This window comes from Pseudoalteromonas rubra, from assembly GCF_001482385.1.
Taxonomy (GTDB): domain Bacteria; phylum Pseudomonadota; class Gammaproteobacteria; order Enterobacterales; family Alteromonadaceae; genus Pseudoalteromonas; species Pseudoalteromonas ardens.
The window spans coordinates 387,120-412,797 of the sequence record NZ_CP013612.1 but is presented as its reverse complement, the minus strand read 5'-3'; the positions used below and the strand labels follow the sequence as shown (position 1 = coordinate 412,797).

The 25,678-nt window shown below is 51.3% G+C and carries 6 protein-coding genes; all 6 read right to left on the bottom strand.

Translation table 11 applies throughout. From position 1 onward, the window contains the following. Positions 1-66 precede the first annotated feature (66 nt). The 6 genes from AT705_RS25530 to AT705_RS21015 all read right to left on the bottom strand — a co-directional run bounded on the left by AT705_RS25530 (position 67) and on the right by AT705_RS21015 (position 25,678). Positions 67-243 carry a hypothetical protein gene (locus AT705_RS25530; protein ID WP_164487838.1) on the bottom strand — a complete coding sequence of 59 codons (177 nt, stop codon included), beginning with the start codon at positions 241-243 and terminating at the stop codon, positions 67-69. A gap of 97 nt (positions 244-340) precedes the next feature. After that, the gene (locus tag AT705_RS21035; RefSeq protein WP_058798324.1) at positions 341-901 is read right to left on the bottom strand and encodes a YcjF family protein; all 561 of its coding nucleotides are present in this window, start codon (positions 899-901) and stop codon (positions 341-343) included. Between the two features lie 308 nt (positions 902-1,209). Further along, positions 1,210-2,577: a serine hydrolase domain-containing protein gene (locus AT705_RS21030; RefSeq protein WP_058798323.1), complete on the bottom strand. Its 1,368-nt coding sequence runs from the start codon at positions 2,575-2,577 to the stop codon at positions 1,210-1,212. A gap of 73 nt (positions 2,578-2,650) precedes the next feature. Next, positions 2,651-3,604, bottom strand: coding sequence for a TauD/TfdA family dioxygenase (locus AT705_RS21025; RefSeq protein ID WP_058798322.1), 954 nt, complete (start codon positions 3,602-3,604; stop codon positions 2,651-2,653). A gap of 127 nt (positions 3,605-3,731) precedes the next feature. Then, complete coding sequence (locus tag AT705_RS21020) at positions 3,732-15,767, bottom strand: non-ribosomal peptide synthetase (RefSeq protein ID WP_058798321.1); 12,036 nt, start codon at positions 15,765-15,767, stop codon at positions 3,732-3,734. Then, positions 15,767-25,678: a non-ribosomal peptide synthetase gene (locus AT705_RS21015; protein WP_058798320.1), complete on the bottom strand. Its 9,912-nt coding sequence runs from the start codon at positions 25,676-25,678 to the stop codon at positions 15,767-15,769. The genes AT705_RS21020 and AT705_RS21015 overlap by 1 nt, the downstream gene beginning before the upstream one ends.

Sequence of the window (25,678 nt, the reverse complement as noted above, 5' to 3'; positions counted from 1 at the left end):
GGTTTTAAGCTTGCCTGTTTTTTGGTCACAATCAAATAGTGAATTTAGGCAATGCCGGATTTTCTGTTATTCCTCCGCTTCTCTTGGCTCTGCCAGACGTGTTTTGGCAAGTAACAGCACCAGTAAGCTCACCAGTGGCGTGAATACCAGGCCAATAAAGAAAAACCCAACTGGACCGGCAAAGGTATTGCGCCCCCAGTAACCAGAAAGTACACATAGCACCAGATACAAAGTAACTAACATAATTTGCTCCTCTGAACTGACAAGCAGTTCCAATTAACCGATGAGCAAATAAACCAACAGACACGCCGTTGGTTTATTTGTGTTTTAGCCTCTCAACTTACGCTGTAGCTTGGTTGTCTTGAGTGCTGTTGCCTTTATCTTTTCGATACTTAGCAGCAATTTCAGAGATGTCTCCCTTAATGCTTGCCAGATTAAGATCTAGCAAAGTGCCGCCGTTTTCGAAGTGTCGGATAAACGTAGAACCTACTGCATTTGTAGATGCAGCTGATACCACTGGCATAAATGCGAGTGCGCTAAGCGTGCCAATGATTGGTACCGACTTTAAGAAACTGCTAAGTCCTGCACCGCCCAAAGACTGTGGGAATGAGCCGCCAATCACCGCACTTACCGTACCGCGGATCTTATTGTCGCTATAAGATTGGCCATATACCTGAGCAATCTCACTGATCATCTTGATTTGTACACCAGTCAAGGCCACCAAATCGATGGCTGGTACTGGGATCAAACCCGTACCGAAAGACCATTTGGTGTACTTGTCGACAATAATGCGTGCTACGGCTTCGCGATTCTCAACCTCAACATTTGCTGATTCCTGCTGTGGAGCAGCGCCAGCAGCCGCTGTGGCCTTGTCATCCTTCGCTGTTTTTGTCGCTGTCATGTTTTTTCCTCTATGATTGGAATTGTACCAACGTCGTTAAAAATTCAGTTGGCATAAACAGTTGTTAAACCCACCAAGTCAGGTAAAGCCTAGACCCTAACTTGCCCTTTTTCACTTTCCATGTCCTAAAACACAGCAAGTAAATTCGTTTAAAATGCAATGGATACGATACAAAACCGCCGTTACTCACTGCTTTATCTTTGTTTGCAATGGAACCATCGTTTTGCTCCCATTGCTTCCTGAATGTGTCGCCGGTTAGCAGATCCCGCATCAGCAGGTGTCTGAGTGCAGAGCGGCCCTATTCACTTTTACGCTTCATCCAATACCGTCTGACACGCTTCGGTACGGTGTTTATCGCTATAAAAGATGATGTTGCGAATTTCCTGCGCAATACAATCCGATTCAGTGCCCGTTTTAACGTAATTACTGAACACCATTACATTCTGGTCGCGCTCCAACAGGCGGTTAAAACTGGTCACCCATGAGTACGGATAGCTGCCTGAATACTGTAAGAATTTTTCATATTTTCTGAGGTTTGTTTCACTTGGGTCATCCGGACAATCAGCGACTTTGCCATACTGATTTGGGTCGATATAGGTCACAAACCAGCCATAACCGTAGTATTCACATGATGAGGAACTACCGGTGTTGGAATAAGGTGCAAATGCAGCCAGTTTCTGGGCTTCATTGAGTATTTTGTTGGTATATAAACCCTGATCCCATTTGTGCATATCTTCCACGGTTGAATACATATCACCGGCTGAGTAAAGCACGAGCGGATTGCTGTAAGGGTTCACCAGAATGTCTTCATACGGCGCAGGACCCCCAGTTGCTGGCGGACGACCATTGGCCAGTGGCAGATACTGGTTATCTTTGTAGATGTATCCTGTCGTCATATCCGAGTAGATACCTATGGCACTAAACGAGCCACTTTCGCTCATGTCCAGCGGATCGAGTATCTGCTCTTTGAGGATATTGCTGAACCAGAAACTGCGGTCGATGTCACCCTGAGTACCCGCTGCAAGCTGCTCAATGATGTTGCCAACCAGGTAATAGTTACAGTTACTGTATTCATACTTGCTACCCTGACTAAAAGACGGCTGTCCGCCTTGCTCTTCACAAGTACAAAAACGATTGCCAAACCCTTCCGGACCATTCAAATTGAGGGTTTCGTCGTACAGATAAGGACGCCAGCCCCAGTCGTTATAAACTTCTTCGTTGTCACTGTAGTTCGGGATCCCTGATGACATGGCCAACAGGTTGTGCAAAGTCACGTCTGCACACTGGTTTTTAGGATACCAGGGCAGATGATCGCCAACGGTTTCAACCCTAAGGTCCTTCCCTTCGAGCATCCGCATCAGGATCGCAGCTGCGAACGCTTTGGTATTTGAGCCAATCCGGTACTTAGAATTAACCGTGTTATCCACGTTGTACTGCATGTTTTGCGGACCACAGTGGTATTCATAAACCATTTTGTCTACAGAAGTGATGTAAATAGTCCCGAAAAACACCATAGCATCACAGTATTGCCTGACAGAGGTATCTATCATTTCAATTTGTGATGCGGTGATCGTAGTATCTTTCGCTGTACTTTTGTTTTGCAGACACGATGCCAGGGCGAGGCTGATCAGGCACATCACCATGATATTCAGCCTTGAAGGGTTTAACCATTTCATTGTTTGGATTCCTCAAATTTGACTACTCTGTTTGTCAACCGCCGCACCACTAACAAACCCCATTATGCGCGTCTTAACGCGCAGCTTTTGCCATTCCCACCAGTACCTTACGAGTACCTGTATAGGCCTGACGGCCGTGGGTATACAGCATGTTATCCAGCAGCAAAATATCGTTACGCTGCCAGGGGTAAGAAAACGTCAGATCGCGATAGACCTGGTTGATGACATCAATATCTTGTTTCGCAATCTCACCGCCATCGCCGTAATAAGCGTTACGCGGTAAATAGTCAGCACCAATGCTGTCGGGCATTTCGGTGTCAACAGCAGAGCAATGAAACAAGTGTGCCTGGTTAAACCAAACCTTTTCACCTGTCTGTGGATGCGTCATCACCGCAGGCCTGAACTGACGAGTTTGTAACCTACCATCGTCAAACCATTCGCACTGGATGTCATTTTTCCAACAGTAGGCTTCCACATCGTCACGGCTTTGAGTCTGGAACACCTCTTGCCAGGGCAAATCTATGTCCCCGAAGTTGCGCACATACATAATGCCGCGCTCTTCAAAGCGATTTCTTAACGCCTCTGGCAGCTGTTTATAAACTTCACGGCTATCAGCAAGTGGCGTGTCTCCCCCGGTTTTGGCCGGTACAACACAGAAAAAGCCCATTCGCATTGGCCAGCAATTTGAATAAGCATTTTCGTTGTGTTGCAGGATCACCTGATCGGCGTGATATTCAGTGGTGGTGTAAATGTTGTTGCGCAGTGCTGTGCGAGGGGAAGAGCGATAGATATACTGGCTTAACGGCTCACCAAAAATCGTTTCCAATATTGTGCTGAACTGATTGGTGCTGACGATGTTGAGACCGCGAAGCAACGCGAACCCATCGCGGTCAACCCAGGCATTAATTTCCTTCACATTCGCCTTGACCCAGGCAAGACCACTTTGCTTTTGTCCTGAGAGATCATGGATCCGTTGATCTGTTTCGGCGGAACTGAGATCCATGTCTGTTGATAGTAACTGATCCATTTTATTCCCATCCTTCTCGTTAGGTATCAAATAAAACTTACATCGCAATTTTGACATTTATTGTTTGTTTCTTACGCACAATCAACATCAAATAAAACAATTTAAAAACACTTTGCTAAACAATAGACTACAAAAAGTAGTAACTCTCTATTATTTCTATAACCCTATCGACTTGCTGATACTGCAAAATCGACAAGTGAGTGCCCTCAACTTCGTGGGCATTCACATTGGCATACAAGGTTTGCCAGCCCATACCAGCTGAGAGCCTTCGGCCTTCAAACTCCCGGGTTTGACTGGCTTTGATCACGGTCAGCGGACAACTTAGCTGTAACCCCAGGTGCACTTCAGCCAGTAGCTGACCGCGAAACACGGCCTGAAGGCGCGATAACTGCTCAGCTGTAAAGTGGTAACCTGACTGAGCCATGGCATCCACCAGGCTTGTGGTTTGCTGAGCAAGCGTCTCGACTCTGAGCGCGCTGAGCTGCTCGGCATTCAAACCCAGTGCAAAGAAGTCGTTGAGATTCTCCAGCATCAACTGATCTGCCTCAGCGGCCGTGATCGACACTGAGCTATGCGTTGGTTTAGGTGTATCCAGTATGGTTATTGACGACACCGATACACGCTGCGTCTCTCCTTCAGGTAGGGAGTTCTTGTCCAGCTGCTGCGCCATTGCCAGTGCGATAAAGCTGCCAAATGAGTGACCAATAAGGTGAACAGAGCCAATCTGCGCCTCCCCGAGTGCAGACAAGTAATGCTGCGCCGTTGCATCAACCGACCCAACGACATCCGGGTCATGTGCGATCAGATCAGGCTGCAGACCATAGACAGGGATCTGTTTATCTAGCCCCTGTACCAATGCCTGAAAGGCCATCAGCAGACCACCTGCACCGGCTATCAACACCACAGGCGTAACGCCCGGGCTGCCAGCTTGCAGGCATAACAGGCTCTGAAGCTCCACAGGATGTTGCTGACTGGCTTGCTGGAAATCACTTAAGGCCTGAGCGAGTGCATCAACACGGGTATGTTGCAGCAACAAAGCGATGGGCACCTGGGCTTTGAGTACATCACACAGCTCAGTATGCAATCGCATGAGCAATAATGAATGACCACCCAGCGCAAAAAAGTCATCACTGAGCCCCACCTGCGGACACTGCAACAATTCGCCAAGATAGTCACATAAGTGACGCTCCAGGGGCGTGGTTGGAGCAACATACTGTTCGGGTTCGGCCAACATTAGCGTGTCAGCCTCACTGGCAAGTGCTTTCCTGTCCAGTTTGCCATTGTGGTTATGGGGTAGCTGTGCGCGAACGATTATCAACTGTGGCACCATATAAGCGGGCAAGTGGTCAGCCAGAGCCGCTTTAAGTTCAGAGGCATCAGGCTCAAACGCTGACTCCACAAAGGCCACCAGCTGATCGCCGTTGTGCTGATCTCGTTTCACAACTACAACACTGGCAGACACCGCCTGCTGTGCTAACAGGGCCAGTTCAATCTCGCCCAGCTCAATGCGATAACCGCGGATTTTCACCTGCTCGTCCAGGCGTCCTAAAAAGTGTAACGCCCCGTCAATCACTCGCACTTTATCGCCGGTTTTATAACTGCGCGTTTGAGTGTGGGGGTTGAGTACAAAGGCTTTATCCGTTTTCGCTTTATCGCCCAAATAGCCAAGTGCCAGCGCCTCGCCACTGACATACAACTCTCCGGCAACGTAATCCGGCAGGGCTCTGAGCTCACTGTCCAGCACATGTGCCTCGAGGCCAGCCAGGGGTTGGCCAATTGGCACGGACTCACCCTGATAACACGTAACGTCCTGAAGCGTGGCAGAAATGGTAGTTTCGGTCGGCCCGTAGGCATTGATAACTCGGATAGCAGAGCCATAATGGGCCTGCCAGGCGCGCAGTGCCGCACTTTGCATTTGCTCGCCGCCAACTGTGATGATCCGCATGCGAGAACCAAAATCGACGGGACTGGCCGCCAGTTGCTGCCAGTAAGCCGTTGGCAAGCTCATCAGGCTTAACTCGGCGCTCTGCGCCAGTGTGGCAAGCGCATGACTATCAAGCAACTGGTTTTGCTTAGCCATCACCAGGGTTGCGCCACTGAGTAAAGTACAAAACACTTCTTCTGCAAAAACATCAAAACTACAGCTGGCAAATTGCAGATAGTTGTCACCCGGTGCGATGGCATAATTGCTTTGCAGACACGCCACATAATTGAGCACACTGCGATGGGCAACTTGCACACCTTTTGGCTCACCCGTGGTACCGGAGGTGTAAATGACATAACAAGGAGATGTGCTGTCGCACGTGCGCTGCACACAATCACTCGATTCAGCTGAAATATCAGCCTCACAGGTTGCCAAATCAACGAGCGGGCAAGTAGGCATATCTCCAAGCCAGTCTTGTTTTGTGCTGATCAATAAAGCGGCCTCTGCATTGGAAAGCATGTACTGACGCCTTTGTTCAGGAAACGCTGGTGCAACCGGCAAATAGGCTGCGCCAAGCTTAAGCGCAGCCAGAATCGCAATGATCAACTGTGGCCCAGGCTGCAGACACACCGCAATCACAGCCCGGTCGGCGGGCAACGAATACCGAGACATCAGGTAATTTGCCAGTCGACTGGCAGCCTCATCCAGCTCACCGTAGGTTAGTGTCTGAATAGGAAGCGCTGTGCCCTGCTGATAGAAACGAATAGCGGTGCTTTGCTTGTGGCTGGCCGTAACCTGGCCAAACGCCTGCTGTATGGTTTGATGATGAACGGCCTGCCTGCTCGCACCGGGTAGCTCAAAATGCGGCAGCCGGGCATTTTGGTCCGGCCTCACCAGCGACAACTGCGCCAGCGTACTATCCGGAGTCTCCATAAAGGCAGTCAGTAAATCCGTTATCAGGCACAGGCTCTGGCGCGCCTGCTGCGCGGCTAACATCGCGTCGCGATAACAGAGCGTTAGCGACAGTTGTTTTGCAACACCGACCGCAAGCGTTATTGGATAGTGCGTCTGGTCCCGCTCCGAGCATATCGTCACTTTAAACGGCGCGTTGTTTTCAGCCAGCGGATCGCTGGGATAATTTTCAAACACATAAAGCGCATCAAACAAATCGCTGCTGTTATCAATCTGGCTCCATTGCTGGATCTGCGACAGCGGCGTATGTGCATGTTGCGCCAGTGATGCCTGCAACTCTCTGATCTGCGCAAGATAGTCATTGACCGACAGTTGACCTGGAGTATTAATCAGCACCGGCTGAGTATTGATGTACAAGCCGACTCGTTCTCCAACTCGAGGCAGGAACTCAGGACGTCCGGAAACAGTCTGACCGAACAGCACGTAGTCACTCTGGCAACAGGTACTCAACCAATAAGCCCAGGCTCCCTGAACCACCTGATTGAGCGTCAGTCCACGTTGCTTTGCAAACGCGCTAAGCTGAGCGGTAAAGTCCGTACTCAATGTTTCTGTCAGCTCACTGACGCTGTGATTGTTTCCATCTCTGATGGCCAGATGCTCTGTCACCAGCGTTGGCGTATCGATCTGTGCGAGTTGCTGTTGCCAGAACGCCTTCTCTGCATGCACATCCCGGTTTTCAAGATATTCAACATAGTCGCGGAACGGATCCATGACGGATTTCACCATCCGGGTTTGCACTCTCGCACGATAGTGTTCAACCAGCTCAGCAAACAGCACGGGCAAAGACCAGCCATCCATGATCATGTGATGATACGTCCAGACAAATCCGTGACAATGATCGGCAAACGGCACCAGCCTCAGACGCATGCAAGGCGCACCTTGTAAATCGATTGGATGTCGATATTCCTGTACAGCCACCTGAGTCAGACAAGCTTCCACTGTGTCGTCATAAGGTTGCGGCTCGTCAATTTGCAAAGGCACTGGGCACTGCTCAAATACCACCTGAACAGGCTGATATGGGGTGACAAAAAATGCCGTTCGCAAAATTGAATGACTGGCTATCAGCTGCGCCCAGGCATAGCCGAAGGCCTCAGTATCTAAAGCTCCCTCCAGTAACATCACTGACTGTTCAAGATAGGCGCTGTTATCAGCACCTTGTGCATGAAACCACATGCCTTGCTGCAGAGGCGTCATTGGATAAATATCGGCAACACCTTGCCCTGCTTTGTCCAGCAATTGATCCAGTTGCAGTCTGTCGAGCTGCGGCAGCAGAGGAAAGTCACTGGGCGTGAAACAGTGCTCTGTCTGCGCGACACAATGCGCAAGTACTTCTTCAATGGCCAGCTCAAAACGCGTGCTCAGCTGCCTGGCATCTTGTTCAGAATAATAATCAGACGCACACTCCAGCGTCACTGACAAACAACCGCCTGTCACCGCTGCGGTAATTTGTAATGCTCCGAACAGGTTATCCTGCTCGCTGCGTAGCAAGCCTGTGTGCTCAGTGGCGTCACCAAGCAAGCCGCTGTGCTGCAAGACCGTATCGAGCTGCCCCAGATAGTTAAAAAAGACCTGTTCACGGGTATTTATATTCAATGACCCCCTGATCTGAGGGTCCGGGTGAGAATGGCACAAAGCGCCAAACTCACTGCCATGGCGGGTAGTCCAGGCAAGTTGCTCTTTGACAGCACAGATAACCTCGGTCAGTGTCGATTCCGATATGGCACTACCACAGGTTAAACGCAGCGGGAATAAAGCGGTTAGCCAGCCAATGGTACGACTGGCATCCAGCGCACCTTGCAGCTGTGCGCGGCCATGGCTTTCGAGCATTACTACCTGCTCTGTACGCTGATAGTGACGTAACGCAAGCCACTGCCACGCACTGAGCAATAAGGTTTGGATATTACTTCTGTACGGTCGGTTTGCCTCATTTAACAGCTGCTGTGTTTGAGACTGGCTGAACTGTATTTTATTTATAATGGCCGTTGTCAGCTGGCTGCCTGAAAAACTTGCGCCCAGCAGCCGTTGACGCTGAGAGAGCGCTGCCGCGTCCTGCCATCTGGCAAGATATTGAGTTTCCTGTGCGCGGCCCTGAAGATAAAACGCAATAGCATCCGGCGAAGCACTCGCAGGCAGTAACTGCACAGCCTGTCCCCTTTGAACCTGAGCACATGCCTGTTCAAGATCGGCCAGCAAAATACGCCAGGACACGCCATCAATGAGTAAGTGATGAGCAATCACCAGTAACCGATCAGCTTGCTCTGTGTCTGGTGTCACGATATGGCACACGTGCAACAAGGGGGAACCGTCAAAAGTAAATCCTGCCTGTGCTAGCGCACAGATCTCCGCCAGAGCATCCTGCCAGCAAGTGCCTTTGGCGTTAAGGTCGTGAGCATGACACACAGCTGCGCTGTCGAGCTGCTCCATGATATGTAATTGCTCCCCCCCTCTGACAGACAGTCTGAGGGCATCATGGCACTGTATCAGGCCCTGCACGGCATCGCACAAATGTGCATAAGAAACGGACTTATCAATGCTCAGCATGACCGCCTGGTTCCAGTGCTCAGGGACCGCAAAAGCCTGCTCGAAAAACCATTGCTGGATTGGGTGAGGGGTTAGTTTGCCGACAAAATGCTGCTGTTCACATTCACACCCGGCTATGCTGGTTTGTGCTGTGTTGGTGATAAAGTTTGCAGCCAGCGCTTGTGCTGTACTGTAGGTAAAAATATCAGCAACCGAAATGGCAATATCTGCTGCTCTGGCCCGACTGGCAAGCTGAATGGCCAAAATGGAATCACCGCCACTGGCAAAAAAGTCATCCTGAGCTTGCAGGTCCCCTGTATTCAGCAATGACCGCATCAGCGTTAAAATCGGATTGTGCTCAGCGTTTGCTGTGCCGCGCGTCTCAACCGGTGTGATTTGTTCACCATCAGACTGCGCAGCAAACTGCGCCAGTGCACGATGATCAAGCTTGCCATGTGCAGTCAAAGGCAACGCCTGCAAAACCATAAATACACTTGGTACCATGTAATCTGGCAAACGAGCACACAGTGCAGCACGCCAAGCTTCACCGGAGTCGAGCTCCGATTGCGCAGCCTCAGGCACCACAAATGCCGTCAACTGTTTATTACCTGGATGCGTTTGCGTTATCAATACTGCGCAGTCCGCAACACCAGACTGCTCACGCAACTGGTGCTCAATTTCAGCCAGCTCAATGCGATAGCCACGCAATTTAACCTGCGCATCATTACGCCCAATGTAGGCAATATGGCCATTATTGAGCCGCCGAACCAGGTCGCCACTGCGATAAACACGCACACGATCACCATTATCCAGTGTCAGTTCAGTGAACTTTTCATCGCTCAGTTCAGGCTTATTAAGATAGCCCAGGGCCAACCCAGCGCCTGCAATATAGAGCTCTCCGACCATGCCGTCGGGCACGCTGCGACCGTGCTCATCCATAATGAAAATCGCACAATTGTCTACCGGCAGGCCTATGTCCGGCTGCTGCTCACTGTGCCAGGCAACTTCACCTGAGGTTGCCACTACAGAAGCCTCTGTTGGTCCATAGTTATTGATTAATTTAAAATTATGCTGACCACGGGCTGGACCCAGCCTGTCACCCCCGACTAACAGATACTTTAGCTTTGCCGGTGCAAAGGCTGAGTCTGCCAACATGACTTCTGCAATTGGCGTTGCCAGAAAACAATGGCTTACTCCCTCTTCGGTCAACAATGTTGACAATAAATGTGGATCATTCAGTTGCGCGCCGCTGACAAACACCAGTTGTGCACAGGCGTTCAGATAAGGCCAAATTTCCCAGGTAGCCGCATCAAAGGCGATGTTGGCGGTCTGGCTGCCGACACTGTGCTGGTCCAGAGCAAAGGCTCGCTGATGCCAGTGACACAAGTTTGTTAGCCCACTATGTGGGATCATAACGCCCTTGGGCTGCCCTGTGGTACCTGAGGTATAAATCACATAGGCTAGCTGACCAGCATCGATTGCTGGTAACGTCATTTGGGCATAGGTGGCACACTGCGCGTTCAGTTCAGGACTATCCAGCCATACCTGCTGGCAGTCCTGATAGGCCTCAAACTGACTGGTGAAGCGCTTTTGCGTCAACAACCATCGACTTCCACTGTCGCTGACAATGTGTCTGATGCGCGTTTCGGGGTAATCCGCCGACACAGGCACATAGGCCCCACCGGCTTTGAAGGTCGCCAGCATGGCCACCACTAAATCGACACCGGCATCGCAACTGATCAGTACCCTTTGTTGTGGCTTCAGACCCTGCCCAACCAGATACCTGGCCAAAGCGCTGGCCCGAGTATCAAGCTCACTATAGGTGAGCATGCTATCCGCTGCGGGGTCCTTAATTGCGACTTTATCGGGTGTTTGATGGGCAAACAGGGCAAGTCGCTCAACCAGTGTGGTGTGTTTGGACACATTGTGCGACTCCCCGTTAATTGCCTGGTGGCGCCGAAGCGTCAAAGGCACATCGGCGATGGGAAGCTCAGCGTTATAGGCAAGTGCGTTGAGCATCACGTTAAACGCTTCGCTCATACCAGCAATACTGGCGGCATCAAACAAACCTGTGTTGTAACACCAGGTGAAACGCAGTCCGTCATCGGTTTGTGCTGCACTCAGTTCAATATCGAACTTAGCTTCCACGGATACCGCTTGCTGCGGGCATACTTCTATATCAGCCAGTTGCAGCTGTGTGTCCAGCCGGGGATTAAGTGAAAAGCTCAGCTGAAAAACGCCCTGATGACTGAGGTCGCGTGCCACGTTAAGCGCATCGAGGATCTGCTCGAAAGGCATTGCCTGATGGGCCTGAATATCTATCATCAGCGCTTTTTGCTGACTCAGCAGCTCGCCGAAAGTCATGTGTGGTGTAAAATGCGTGCGAATGGGCAAGGTATTGATGAAAAACCCTACCATAGGCTGCAACTGGCTATGTTCCCGACCTGAAAATGGCGTACCAATCACCACATCGTCGCAACGACTGTATTTACCCACAAATAATGCAAACGCAGTCTGCAACCAGGTAAACAGGGTGATATCACTGTGTCGGCACTGGGCTTCGATAGATTCCAACTGCGACTGTTCAAGGTGTGCGATGTGCACCGCACCATGCGTATCCGATGAGTTAGTTCTGGCCCGATCTAGTGGTAACTGATGCAGCGGCGGTGCATCTGCCAGGTGCGCTAGCCAAAAGTCTCTGTGTGCCTGCAAAGCTTCACCTTGCAGAGTCTCGCGCTGCCACTGTGCATACTCTGCGTATTGCAATGGCAAAGGTTGCGACAGCAGATCTGGTAGTGGCAGCCCCTTAGCGTAGTATTGATAGAATGCCGCCAACTCGGAAGTTAAAATCTCCAAAGAGTGCGCATCTGCGGCGATATGATGCAAATTAACGCGCAATTGGTGCAAGCTATCACTGCATGACATCAAGGTCAGCCGCACCATGATGTCCTGACTCAGGTCAAAAGTTTGCATGGCATCGTCACGCTGTGCACTAAGCCAGCGTCGCTGCTGCGCCTCTGGTGCCAAAGCACGTGCATCAATGTAATGCAAAGGCAGTTCGAAGTCGGGACTAAGCACCTGCTGTGGTCTGCCCGTCTCATCGAGCAGTATTTTACTGCGCAGCACCTGATGGCGCTCAATGATAGCCAGCCAGGCTTGTTTAAATGCAGCCAGGTTTAATGGGCCATGAAGGGTGAAAGCCGCTGGCATATGATACTGCGCTGATTCAGGAGTCATGTGTTCGACTGTCCACAGTCGCGACTGCGCAAAAGACAAGGGCAAAGACTGCGTGGTCTGTGTACGTGGAATATCAAACGAAGATGCACTCTGTGCACCCGCTTGAGTGACCACTTTTGCCAACTCAGCAACACCCGGGTTCTGAAATACGTCTTTTAATGTGACAGGCAGACCATGGCGCTCCCTGAGCTGACTTACCAACTGCGTGGCTAACAAAGAGTGTCCACCAAGGCGGAAGAAATGGTCATTCAGGCCAACCTGCTCCACCCCCAGTAAACTCGAAAAGCACGTGGTGATAGCATGTTCAACATCCGTAGTTGGTGCACGATACACCGCTTCTTGCTGCAAAACGTCCAGCGCCAGCAGCGCCTTTTTGTCAATTTTGCCATTGCTAGTCAGGGGTAAAGTGTCAACAACGACCACATTGGTAGGCAGCATAAATTCAGGCAGAGAGCTGCGCAAATACGCTTGCAGCTGAGTGAGCGGTTCTGCCAGCTCAACACCGGGGCAAAGGACCACAAACGCGCTGATCCGCGCACCTTGCTGGTCATTGCAGTTAAGCAATACACTAACAGCTTGTAGTTGCGGATGCTGGCGCAGCTGATTTTCAATCTCTCCCAGCTCAATCCGATAACCCCGTACTTTGACCTGATCGTCGGCCCGGCTGATGTATGTCAGCTCGCCATCCGGCAGAAAACGTACCAAATCGCCGGTCTTATAGAGTTTTTTATCACTTGATGCGGCAAACGGGTCGGCGATAAAACGCTCAGCATTGAGCGTCTCTCTTTGCCAGTAACCCCGGCACACCCCTTCACCACCCACATACAACTCACCTACCGCGCCCATTGGCAGCAGCTGTTGATATTTGTCCAGGACATAACACGACGTGGTTGGAATAGCGTGGCCGATATTACTCACCCCCAACGCTAAATCCGCTTGCGTTAGTCGCTTAAAGGTCACATGCACTGTGGTTTCGGTGATCCCATACATGTTTATTAACTGACAGGCTTCGAATCGGTTAGCCCAGGGCCTGAGCTTGCCCGGCTGCAAGGCTTCTCCCCCGAAAATCACATAGCGCACCTGACAGCGCGCCTGCTCTGCTTCTGATAATGCGCACATAGCAGATTGCAAAACATAAAACGCACTGGGGGTCTGATTGAGTATTGTCACCTTCTCGTTCAGTAAACACTGGGCAAAGGCCTGAGTGTCCTGGCTCACGGCCTTGCTAACCACCACCAGTTTTGCGCCAAACAGCAAAGCACCGTACATTTCCCAAACCGAAAAGTCGAAGCAAAATGAATGGAACAAGGTCCACACATCCTGCTCATTAAAATCGAATAAAGCCGGTTCTACGTGTAATAAGCGCACAACGTGGCGGTGTTCTATCTGCACCCCTTTAGGGCGACCAGTGGTACCTGAGGTATAGATCATATAAGCCAGGTGATGTGGCTCGATATCCAGCGCTAAATTATCGCTAATCGCAACGCCATCGTAGAGGGTCTCATCGTCAATGTTGATGAGTTGCTCAGCGCAGGTGTCAAAACGTGCCTGAGTGTAGTGGTCACAAATCAACCAGCGACTACCAACATCACCTATGATGTACTCAATGCGGTCCCTGGGGTAATCCGGGTCAATGGGCACATAAGCCGCCCCGGCTTTTAAAATCGCCAGTAAAGTCACCACCATATTCACAGAGCGGGTGACACTGACGGGCAACATGGCTTGAGGTGTGATGCCATGTTTCACCAGCACTCTGGCAAGCCGATTTGCCCGGTTGTTCAGCGCCTGATAACTCAAACGTTCCTGCTCATCAACCACGGCGATCCGCTGGCCAAAGCGCTCAACTTGCGCTTCGAACAGGCTCACCAGCGTCTGGCTGGTATCCCACAGTGTGTCTGTATATTGGGCATGTGTCAGAATTGCCTGAGTTTGCTGCTTGCTAAGCAACGCAACATGCCCAACCTGCGTATGCGGCGCCTCAACCAGCTGCTGCAGCATAACCGCGAAACTCTCTGCCCAGTGAACTATGGTATCGCTGCGATACAGGTCGCTGTCGTACTTCCAGTTGAGTGTCAATGAATGGGTCTCATTGTCCAGAGTGGCACTGAGCTCCAGGTCACATTTTATGTCGATTTCATCACTGCAGGCGGTTTGCTCTACCACGCTTAAACCAGGCAGATCCAGGGTATGTGCCGATGCGTTTTGTTCCAGCGTAAACAAAATCTGTACCAGCGGATGGTGACTCATGTCACGCTCGCATTTTAGCACCTCAACGACTTTATCGAACGGCACCTCCCGATGTTCAAATACAGTCAGGATTTGTTCTTTTTGTTGCTGCAGCCAGTCGTTGAAACGCATTGACTCTATGACTTTGGCCGGGATCACCAGCGTATTGACGAACAGGCCAATCAAGGGCGCTAATTCAGGGTGGTCACGTCCCAGCACAGGCGTACCAACAACCACCTGCTCATTTTGCGTTAACCGCCCAACAAACAGCATAAAACTACTGAGCAACCACATAAATGGCGTAACCGATTGGCTGGCACACTGAGCCTGAATTCCCTCAACCAAGGGTGGATTCAGGGTCTGGCGATAAACCCGGCCACCGTGTGTTTGTAGCGCCGGACGAACAAAGTCACCGGGCAAAGATTGGATCGGATCCAACTCTGCCAGCGCTTGTTGCCAGAACGAGAGCTTGTCTGCCAGATACTCGGGTTTCAGGGTACGCTGCTGCCAGTTTGCATAATCCCCATACTGTATCGTCAAAGGTGCCAGCTGAGGGGCTTTATCCTCGTTTAACGCTGCACGATAAAGCGCTTCTAACTCTGTGACCAACACCTGCATCGACGCGCCGTCGGATACGATATGGTGCATATTGAACGCCAGATAGTGAGTTTGCTGATCAGATATCACTAAGGCTCGTAACAATACATCGTGCGTTAAATCAAATGGCTGAGCCAGAAACTCGGTCAGCTGAGTGCGGATTGTCTGCACCCGCCCGGTCTCGGACCAGGCGCTGGCATCGCGCCACTCAAACGGCGTTTCAAAGGCCTCAGCCACGTGCACAACAACGCCCTGTTCGCCTTGACTGTCGGCGATAAAATGACTGCGTAAAGCGTCATGACGAATGATAAGGGCGTTGATGCTGGCCTTGAGCGCTTCGATATCCAGATGGCCGATAAGGACAAATTCAGCGGGCATATAGTACTGACTACTACCCTGTAACTGCTCGATAAACCACAACCCCTGCTGAGCATAACTGGCTGGCAAAGGCCGTGAGCGGTCGGCTTTTGCTATCGTCGAGTGCCCACCCGACGCCCGCACCTCATCCTGCTGCTGTTGAAAATAGGCAATGATCTCAGCTTTATTCGCCACTATGCGCTGTTTGAGCTCGTCCGGAAACGCGCCTTGTTGCCTAAACGCCAGTGCACCGTTTTTTTCATACAAAGTGATGCCTGCACGCAATGCATCTGCGATTAACTGCTCAATTACTATCAACTGTTCCGTCATTACAAAAACATCTCTTCTGAAGTGTCGTTTTCGTTATCATCCTGTGCCTGCTGTGCCATGGCCTGTTGGATTTCAACCCAATGAGCCAGTGCTGCCACGGTCGGCCGCTCAAACAGCGTTCTGACTGACATGCCGACACCCAGTCGCTCTTCAATCAGTCCGATGCATTGCGTCGCCAGCAGTGAATGACCACCCAGGCTAAAGAAGTTGTCTTCAACGCTGATTGAAGTACGCTTCAGCACTGACGCCAAAATCTCCGCCAAAGCGGCCTCTACGTCATTGCGTGGCGCAATGAGTTTGGCCACCGAGTCACATTGTGCTCCCAGCGCATGAAGTGCCCGCGCGTCGACCTTGCCGTTGGCTGTCAGGGGGATTGCATCGATCAGTACATAACGGTAGGGCACCATATAAGTGGGCAGCGATTCACTTAGTGACGCCGACAGTTCGGTGGCTATTCTGGTAGTCACCAGCTCAGTCGGTTCAGGTCGTCCCAGCTCCTCATCTGACTTAGCGACCAGGTAGGCCTCCAGGTTATCCGCGGCTTCATTCAACACCACCACCGCCTGCTCAATGCGCGGGTCTTGCTGCAATTGCTGAGCAACTTCTTGTGGCTCAATGCGATAACCTCGGAGTTTCAGTTGTGCATCAAGTCGGTGACAAAACAGCAGTGCGCCCGGCGTGCCATCATCATTAACAGACCAACGCACCAGATCGCCACTGCGATAGAAGCGCTGCTCACTTTGCTGCACGCCAACGGGTAGCCAGACAAACTTTTCATCGCTCAGGTCGCCACGATTCAGATAGCCCTGAGCCAGGTTATTACCCCCAATGTACAGCTCCCCCATGACCCCAGCCGGGACCGGCTGCATCTGTTCATCCAGCACCAGTAAATGCGTATTGGCGATAGGCTGACCGATAGGAACCTGGGCAATCGATTGTGCCGCCAGGCGGTCAATTTCCTGTTTATCGCACAGGTAAGTGCTGGTGCCCACGGTGGCTTCAGTTGGACCGTATTCGTTAATCCAGCAGACATTTGGCAATCGCACGCTGAGTTCGGCCAACAGCGCAACAGGTAACGCCTCACCGCCCACAACCACCTTATGTGCAGCGTTAAAACAGCGATCTTCTGACAAGCCACATTGTTTTAGTACTGCAACAACCCCTTGCAAATGTGCCGGTGTTACTTTAAAGACCCCGGCAATATTGCCGCACAGGCGGTTAGCCAGCTCTTTTAACATTCGCTCGTCATCAGCCAGCATATCTATGCTTATTCCCTGCAATAACGCAGGCCAAATAGCGGTTACAGTGGCATCAAACGCCAAGGGGGTACTAACGACGCTAAAACTGGGCTGCTCGTCGAAGTACGCAGAACAAGCATGGTCAAGGTAAAGCGCCAGGTTGCCATGCGTTATCGCTACGCCTTTGGGCTGGCCTGTGGTGCCCGAGGTATAAATCACATAGGCAAGATCTGAGGGGTCACTGCTGGTAAAACGCTCAAGCAGCTGCCTCGGTTGCCAGCTCTTTGGATTATCCATAACCAGTACCGAGAGCGGCGGCTGCTGCACAGCATCAATAACAGGCTCTAACTGTGCCAGGAGTTTGTTGTTGGTCAGCAACCAGCTAGCGCCACTGTCTCGCACAATAAACTGGCAGCGCGACGCGGGCAGTGTTGGATCAATCGGCACATAAGCAGCGCGCACTTTAAAGGCCGCCAGCATAGCAACTAGTTGGTCACACCCAGCCCCGAGGCACAGGGCAATGCGTGCTCCCGGCTTTACGCCCTGCTCCAGCAAGTAACTGGCCAGGTTATTGGCCTTGTGCTCTAACGCCAGATAGCTGAGCATGCATGCATCCGCATCACGCACTGCGAGCTGGTTTGCGGCACTTTGTACCCGGGCAGTAACCTGGCTGTGAATGCACTGTGTTGATATGGCCCTGTCTGCGCCTTTGATGCTCACCAGTTGCTGCTGACGAGACTGACTCAGCAAGGCTAAGCGTTCTACCTTGTGCTCGGGAGATTTAAGAATGGCACTGATCAACACCTCAAAAGAGTCAGCCAGTGCTGCGATTGTCGCCCCTTTAAACAACGCTGAGCTAAAGTTCCATTCCAGCTCAATGCCATCGCCCTTTTCAATTGCATTGACCTCCAGGTCAAACTTCATCATGGGTTCACTCGGCGCTTCGACTTCAATGTGCAACTGTGGCAGCACCAAATCAGTGGTTTCGTTGTTTTGCAGTGCAAACAAAATCTGGAAAATGGGCTGATGCCCCAGATTGCGTTCAGGTTTAAGCGCTTCCACCAACTGCTCAAAAGGCAACGCCTGATGCTTAAACGCATCCAGGATCACCTGTTTTTGCTGCTCCAGTAACTGATTAAAGTTTTGCCCAGACTGGGTGCGCGAGCGAATCACCAGCGTATTGACGAAAAAGCCGATCAAATTAGCCACTTCATTGTGTTCACGACCCGCAACGGGTGAGCCAATCACCACATCGTCTGACTGGCTGTAACGCTGTACCAGCAATGAAAATACCGTATGTAGCCACATGAACAAGGTCACACCTTGTACTTTACAATGTTCATGAATGGCTCGGGTGAGTGCGGCACTCAGGCGTTGTGTGTGTCGCGAACCACTCAGCTGAGCCATGGCAGGACGCGGATAATCAAGTGGCAATTGGTGCAGCGGAGGATGGCCTTCTAAGGTTGTCTGCCAGTGCTGTAAATCTGCCTGATTGGCCACTTTCGCCCAAATGTTGCGCTGCCAGTGTGCAAAGTCGCCATATTGCACAGCCAATGGCTGAGTCAGCTCAGCCGGCAACTGGTAGCCGGACTCTTTAGCAAAATGGCGATAGAATGCGATAAACTCACGCACCAGAATTGCCATCGACCAGCCGTCGCTGGCAATATGATGCATATTGAAGTGCACCCGATAATCGTCTTTGGCAAACTCAACCAACAATACCCGCACCAGCAGATCCTGAGTCAGGTCAAATCGCGCAGTCGCGTTGTCATGTGCTCCTTGCTGCCAGCGCTGTTGCCGGGCACGTTCGCTCATTTTCGTCAGATCAAGCTGAGTTAACGGCAGCTCGAATTGATCACGCACCTGCTGCACAGGTTCAGCCGCCCCCGCAGCTTTAACTATCCGCGACCTCAGCACCTCATGACGTGCAATTAGCGCCTTCAGCGCTTCACTGAAAGCGGCCTTATCGAGCGTGCCACTGAATTTAAATCCGGCTGGCATATGGTACTGCGTGCTCGACTCCTGAAGCTGTTCAATCAGCCACAGCCGCTGCTGGGCAAACGATAACGGCAATGCCTGTTCCCGTGATACAGGCTGAATAGCATGCATAGCTGCGATAGGCTCACAATGCTCCAGTGCCTGCGCCAATGACGCTATGGTCGGTGTTTTAAACAGCTGAGGTAACGTCACCTCAAGGTGTTTTTGTTGACGAATTTGGCTGATCAGCTTGATGGCCAGTAAGGAATGACCACCGAGGTCAAAAAAGCTGTCGTGCAGATCGATATGCTCTGTCAGCAATGTGTCGCGATAGAGCTGATACAAATAAGATTGCATGACTGTCAGCGCTGTCAGATCTATACTTCTGCTGGCTCTGCCCTCTCCTTGTTGCGCCAGGGCTTTGAGAGCTTTGCTATCTACTTTGCCATTGGCGGTAAGCGGGATAGCCTCAACACGATTGAACTGTCCGGGGATCATATACGGCGGCAGGTATTGCGCCAGATGATTACGCAAATGACTGTCTGGCGGTACATTGCCGTTAAGGTAGAGGAGATGGGCCTGCAACAACTGCTGCCCTTCATCAACTGTCACCGCACAGTCACGAACACCATCCAGTTCACGAAGATAATGACAAATCGCATTAAGGTCGATGCGATAACCGCGCAGTTTAATTTGCTCGTCGGTACGACCACAGTATCTTAAATAACTCAGCCTGCCCTGCTCGTCGCTCTGCCACTGTACCAAATCCCCACTGCGATAGAAGCGCATTGGCGGCTGATCAGCCACACTCAAAGTGACAAACTTGGTTTGATTCAGCTCGTCCAGATTGACGTAACCCGGGCTGACTACTGCCCCTCCAATCAATAGCTCACCTGGTGTATTAGCAGGCACCGGCTGATCGCACTGATCAACGACCAGCATTGCAACACCGGGGTTGGGCAGACCGATAGGTACATCCGGATAACGCAGTGCGGCCTGCGGATTCAGATCTGGGGTCAGCGAAAAAACGCTACATCCTACGGTTGCCTCAGTCGGACCATATTCGTTAACCCAGGTACACGCAGGCAACTTAGCACGCAGCGCAATCAATAAATCACTATCCAGTGCCTCGCCCCCAATCACTAAGGTGTGAGGTGCGCTATTGCTGCCCAGTTCATCCATCAGCGCCTGTACAGCCCGCAAATGTGCCGGTGTCAGTTTGAATAAACGCGGCCGGATGGCATTGAACAGGAGCTCAGTAATGGCTGCGAGCTGATGGGGACCCTGAGTCACGATCTCAACCTCTCCGCCACACAGCAAGGGGGGGACCAGCGCGGTGATCGTGGCATCAAATGCCAAAGGTGTGCTTACCACCGCAAGCGGTAAGGTCGCGTCAGCGTCCAGATACGTATCCATAGCATGAGATAAGTAAACATTCAGATTGCCATGGCTGATCATCACCCCTTTTGGCCGCCCGGTAGAACCTGACGTATAAATGATGTAACACAAGCGCTGGGCATCTGAGCTCTGTGATTCCCCTAACTCTTCTAAGCCAGGAACAGACACTGGGTAACCGGCAAAATTTGACTCAACGTCAAATAAATCGTCCAGGAACAGAAAGTCGGTGCCGCTGTCGATGAGCTTTTCGGTATCTTCGCTGAGTGCCAAAATCATCACAATATCGGCATCCTCTACGATATACGACAGGGACTTCTCTGGTGTATCGTAATGCAGAGGCACATAGACGTGACGTGTTTTAAGAATAGCCAGCACAGCAATAACCATGGCAGGACCGGACGGGAGTAATAAAGCAATCCGGCTTTGTTCGTCAAATCCCATTTCAAGCAGACAGTGCGCCAGCTGATTGGCACGCTGCTCCACTTCCAGGTAACTGTATGATTCACCATTACATCGCAGTGCAATGCTATGAGGCTGGATCTCAGCAATCGCGCTGAAGTGATGGTGCCAGCCAATATCACTGTTTTCTTGTTCGTTCTGGGGGGTGCTATAGGCCAGTATTTGTGTTAGCTGCTCTGAGTCTATCAAGCTCAGCTCGCTCACTCGGCGCTGTGGTGTTTCCAGGCAGGCGCTCAGCAACTGGGTATACTGACGGGCGAAAGACTCAATGCTGTGCTCGTGCCACAAGGCACTATCGTAGAGCCATTCAACCTGCAAGGTATCGCCACAATCAATCACTGACACTTCCAGATCCAATTTAGCGCTGCGCACGCCGGTGTCATTCACGGTGACATCCAGGCCTTCCAGTTGCAGTGCTTCGTTGATCTGGTTGTTAACCCGGAAGACCACCTGAATCAACGGATGAATGCCCAAACTCCGCTCGTTGTTGAGCGCTTCAACCAGTGTATCAAATGGAATATGCTGATGAGTCATCGCACTTTGCAGTGTCTCATTGCTTGTTGTCAACACATCGCTGAACGTCATATCAGACTCAATACGATGACGCAGCACCAGAGTATTGATGAAGTTGCCAATAACAGGTTCGAGCTCGCTGAACTCGCGCCCCGCAACCGGCGTACCCAAAGCCACGTCTGATTGACCCGACAGGCGGCTCATCCATAACGCAAAGGCACTCTCCAGCACACCAAACAAAGTTTGTCCGCTTGTCGTAACAAAGCGGCGCAGTACCTGGGTTAACTCAGCCGGGAGCTCGTAACAGTGCAAGGCACCACCACTAATCACTCGGTTTTCCCGGGCATTATCCTGAGGTAATTCATGCACCCGGGGCAAGCCGGCCAGCTGACTTTGCCAGTAATTCAAACTGGTTTGCCACTGGGGCTGAGTGGCCAGGCCACGTTGCCAGTGCACATAGTCAATATAGCTGTGCGAGAGCTTTGGCAATCCTGTTTGAGTGCCCTCACAGGCCAGACGATAAGCGGTTTCCAGTGCGTGGCACAACACCCCGATTGACCAACCATCCGACACAATATGATGCATAGTCACGATAAGCACATACAGTTGTGCATCGAGTTGCAGCAACTTGCCCCGCAACAGCAGATCCTGCTTCAAATCGAACCCGGTATGATAATCCTCTGCCAGCAGCTGACGCAGCGTGTCTGCCTGCCGTTCATCATCAAAGCTACTTAAATCCCGTTGCTGTAACACAAAGTTCAGGGTGTCATTTAAAGACTGGACCGCTTCGCCCTGCTCGTTTTGGTCATAATTAAATCTTAGAATGGCATGCTGCTGAACCACCTGTTCGAAGGCCTGAGACAAGGCCGCGATATTCAACGCACCTTTAATCGTGAAAGCGCCCTGCAAATTATATTGTTTGCTGTGGCCCTGCATCTGATCAACAAACCAAATCCTCTGCTGTGCAAAAGACAGTGGATGCGCACCAGATTGGTCGACCGTCACAAAGTTGTGGCCTACGTGAATGTCCTGTTCGAGCAGGCAGCGTTCAAGTTTAGCCACTGTGGGGTTGGCAAAAATGGCTTGCAATGACAACACTCGCTCGAATCTGGTGCGAATGTGATTAGCAAGGCGCATCGCCAGTAAAGAATGACCACCGATAGCAAAAAAGTCATCGTCAGCCGACACCTGCGTAACACCAGTCAGGTCACTGAATAAAGTGGCCAGCTGTTGCTGTAACTCTGTTTTTGGTGGCGTATAATTGCGCCCGTCGCTAAGCGATAAGGCCGCCAGCTGTTTGCGGTCGACCTTGCCATTACCGAGCACAGGCAATTTTTTCAGTGCTTTGAAATGGCTGGGGATCATTGCCTGGGGTAAGCGCGCACTGAGTGCATCTCGTAAAATTTCAGAGGTAACCTCTTTTCCCTCTCGGGCAGCGACGTAATATGCCACTAAGGTATCAATACCAGCCTGTTTTCGGGCTATTACAACGGCACTTTTTACTTGCGGCAGGGCCGTCAGTTTCGCTTCAATTTCATTAATATCGACGCGGTAGCCACGGATCTTAGGATGGTTATCTAGTCGGCCCAGGTATTCCAGCTCACCCCGATGAGTTAACCTTACTCTGTCACCTGAGCGATAAAAGCGCGCTGGTTTTCCGCTTTGCGTTTCGCAATGAACAAAGTAACGATCTGTTAGTTGTGGTGCACGAAGATAGCCATCGGCCAGGGACGAACCACCAATGTAAAGCTCACCCGGCATACCCAATGGCACCGGCCTAGCCTGTTCACCCAGTACCAATACCTGGGTATGTGCCAGCGGCTTACCAATAGGGTAATGTTCACTGTTGGCATGTCGCAGAGCAGTAACGGTATGCGTTGTCACCCCAATACAGGTTTCACTGGGGCCATAGTGATTGACGATATGTGCTGCCGGATAATGCTCCTGTAACTCGCTCACCAGGGCCACATCCAGAGCTTCACCACCGAGTATCCACTGCTCTATCGCGGGCTGGCTCTCACCCATAGCTGCAATTTGAGGTAATAACTCACGAGCAAACGACGGCGTTATTTTTAGCAAATTGACCTGCTGTACCGTGAGCATCTCTACCAACTGCTGCGGTTCTGGGAGTGTGCGGTTTCCAGGCATAACGACTGTGCCACCCTGCGCAAGCACCGGATAGATACCAGTCAGGCACAGATCGGTCGCGAGCCCAGTGACAATGCCAGAGCGAGTATGCGACGAAAAATCGATACGAAGCGTAATCGAGTCACAATAACTGGCCAGGGCACCGTGGCTCATAGCCACACCTTTTGGTTTACCCGTCGACCCGGAGGTGAAAATCACATAAGCCAGATCCTGTGTATCGCGCCTCAGCGCAACTTCTGACTCTTCTGATAGCGTGCTATTGCGTTTTAACAGCTGATGGTATTCCCACGTGACAATTTCGCGCTCATTTAGTGCTTCCTGCACCTGCTCTGTAATCGTTTCAGCATCACACACCAGTAGTGTACGACAGCCAGCCTGCACCATAATTTCTATGATCCTCAGCACAGGGGTATCCTGCTCTATGGGCAAATAAGCGGCCCCAGCGCGCATCACGCCTATCAGAGCAACCAGACTGTGTACCTGGCGATTGACCAGTACGGCAACAACTTCTTCATCCTGCGCAACGTCATTGAGCGCTCCAGCCAGACTGGCGCTTTGTACACCGAGTTCTGCATAACTCACCGACTGAGATGGGTTGTCAGCATCCACAATTGCCATGTGTTTCGAAGTCGCCTGAGCGTGTGCCAGGATCTGAGGTAACACCAAAGGCGCTGGTGTCGTGCCAGTCGCCTTGTTCAGTTGTTGTTGCGCAGCTTCCACTGACGGTAATTTAACCCCAGCAAGTGACTGAGCTAGGTCGTCACTTAATGTGCGCAGTAACGCCTCGAAATCGCGGGCAACCTGAGCAATCAACTCGGATGAAAACAAGCCAACATTATATTCAAGTTCAGCCAGCATGCCGTTGCCATGCGTCACCAAATTTAAGGTCAGGTCAAATTTAGCCGTGTGGTTATTCAGCGTGAACAGTTGTGCTTCCAGTGCGCCTGAGCGCAATGGCATTGGTGGCAGCGCATCATAGTTAAACAACACACTAAACAACTGAGAGGTATCCGCCAGCCTGGCAAGTGCGTCCTGAGAGACACTTTGATTTTCCAGTGCCTGTGTCACCTTTATCTGTGTGCTACGAGCCAGCTCGTTAAACAGCATATCGCCATCCAGCTGTTGACGTAGTGGCAGTGTATGGATAAAACAGCCGATCATGGACTCAAACTCCCTCTGCTCACGGCCCAGCACAGGGACTCCAACCGTGATGTCCTGATGCTGGCTGTAGCGATGGAGCAACACATAAAACACGCTCAGGAGCGCAGAAAATGGGGTGACGCCCAGTTGCTGACAGCTGTGTTCAAAACGCTGGCACAGTGCCTCATTCAGTGTAAATTGATGGCTTGCACCGCGAAACGAGCTCTCAGCCTGGCTGACAAAGCTCGTTGGCATTGAAAAAGGCGAAAAGTCCGTAAGCTGTTGTTGCCAATAGGCATGCTGCTGCTGGTAATCATCCGACTGTAAAAAGCGCTTTTCCCAATGTACATAATCCAGATATTGTAGCGGTGCTGTCTGTAGCCCCTCCTTTGATTGCAATATATCCAGCAATTCATTCACCAGTAGCTGAACCGACCAACCATCGGCCACCAGATGATGCAGCATCAGATAGACCCACTGCCCTTGATTTTCACACTCTGTGCTAATCAAAGTGGCGCGTATCGGTAACGCTTTTTGTAGATCAAACCCTTGCTGCAACACAGGTTGTAACTCGGTTTCAATCTGTCCCCGGCTCACAGGCTCAGAAACAAACAACTGGGTTAAGATCAGTGACAACTCGGTATTCACGCGCTGGCACCCGCCTTGTTCTGTAGCGAAAAATTGGCTGCGCAAAATATCATGACGGGCCAGCAAGGTATTCAGGGCAGCTTCAAGCTGCGCTTTACCGACAGGCTGTGATAGCCTGAGTAGTCCAGACATAGTGTAAGCAACATCGCCTCCATGGTACTGGTCGATAAGCCAGATCCCCTGCTGGGAGGCGGATAGCATTCCCTGCTTCTGATGGTGCGCCTGCATATACTCAATCAGCGCCGGCTTGTGCGCTTTAATTTTATTGAGCTGTGCAGCTGGCACAGTTGCAAGGTGGGTACGCAGTTTCAGGCGACCCTCTTGCAGATAAACATAAATCCCCTGACCATCCAGTTCGGCCAATAACGCTTCAATTGCTGAATTTTCCAT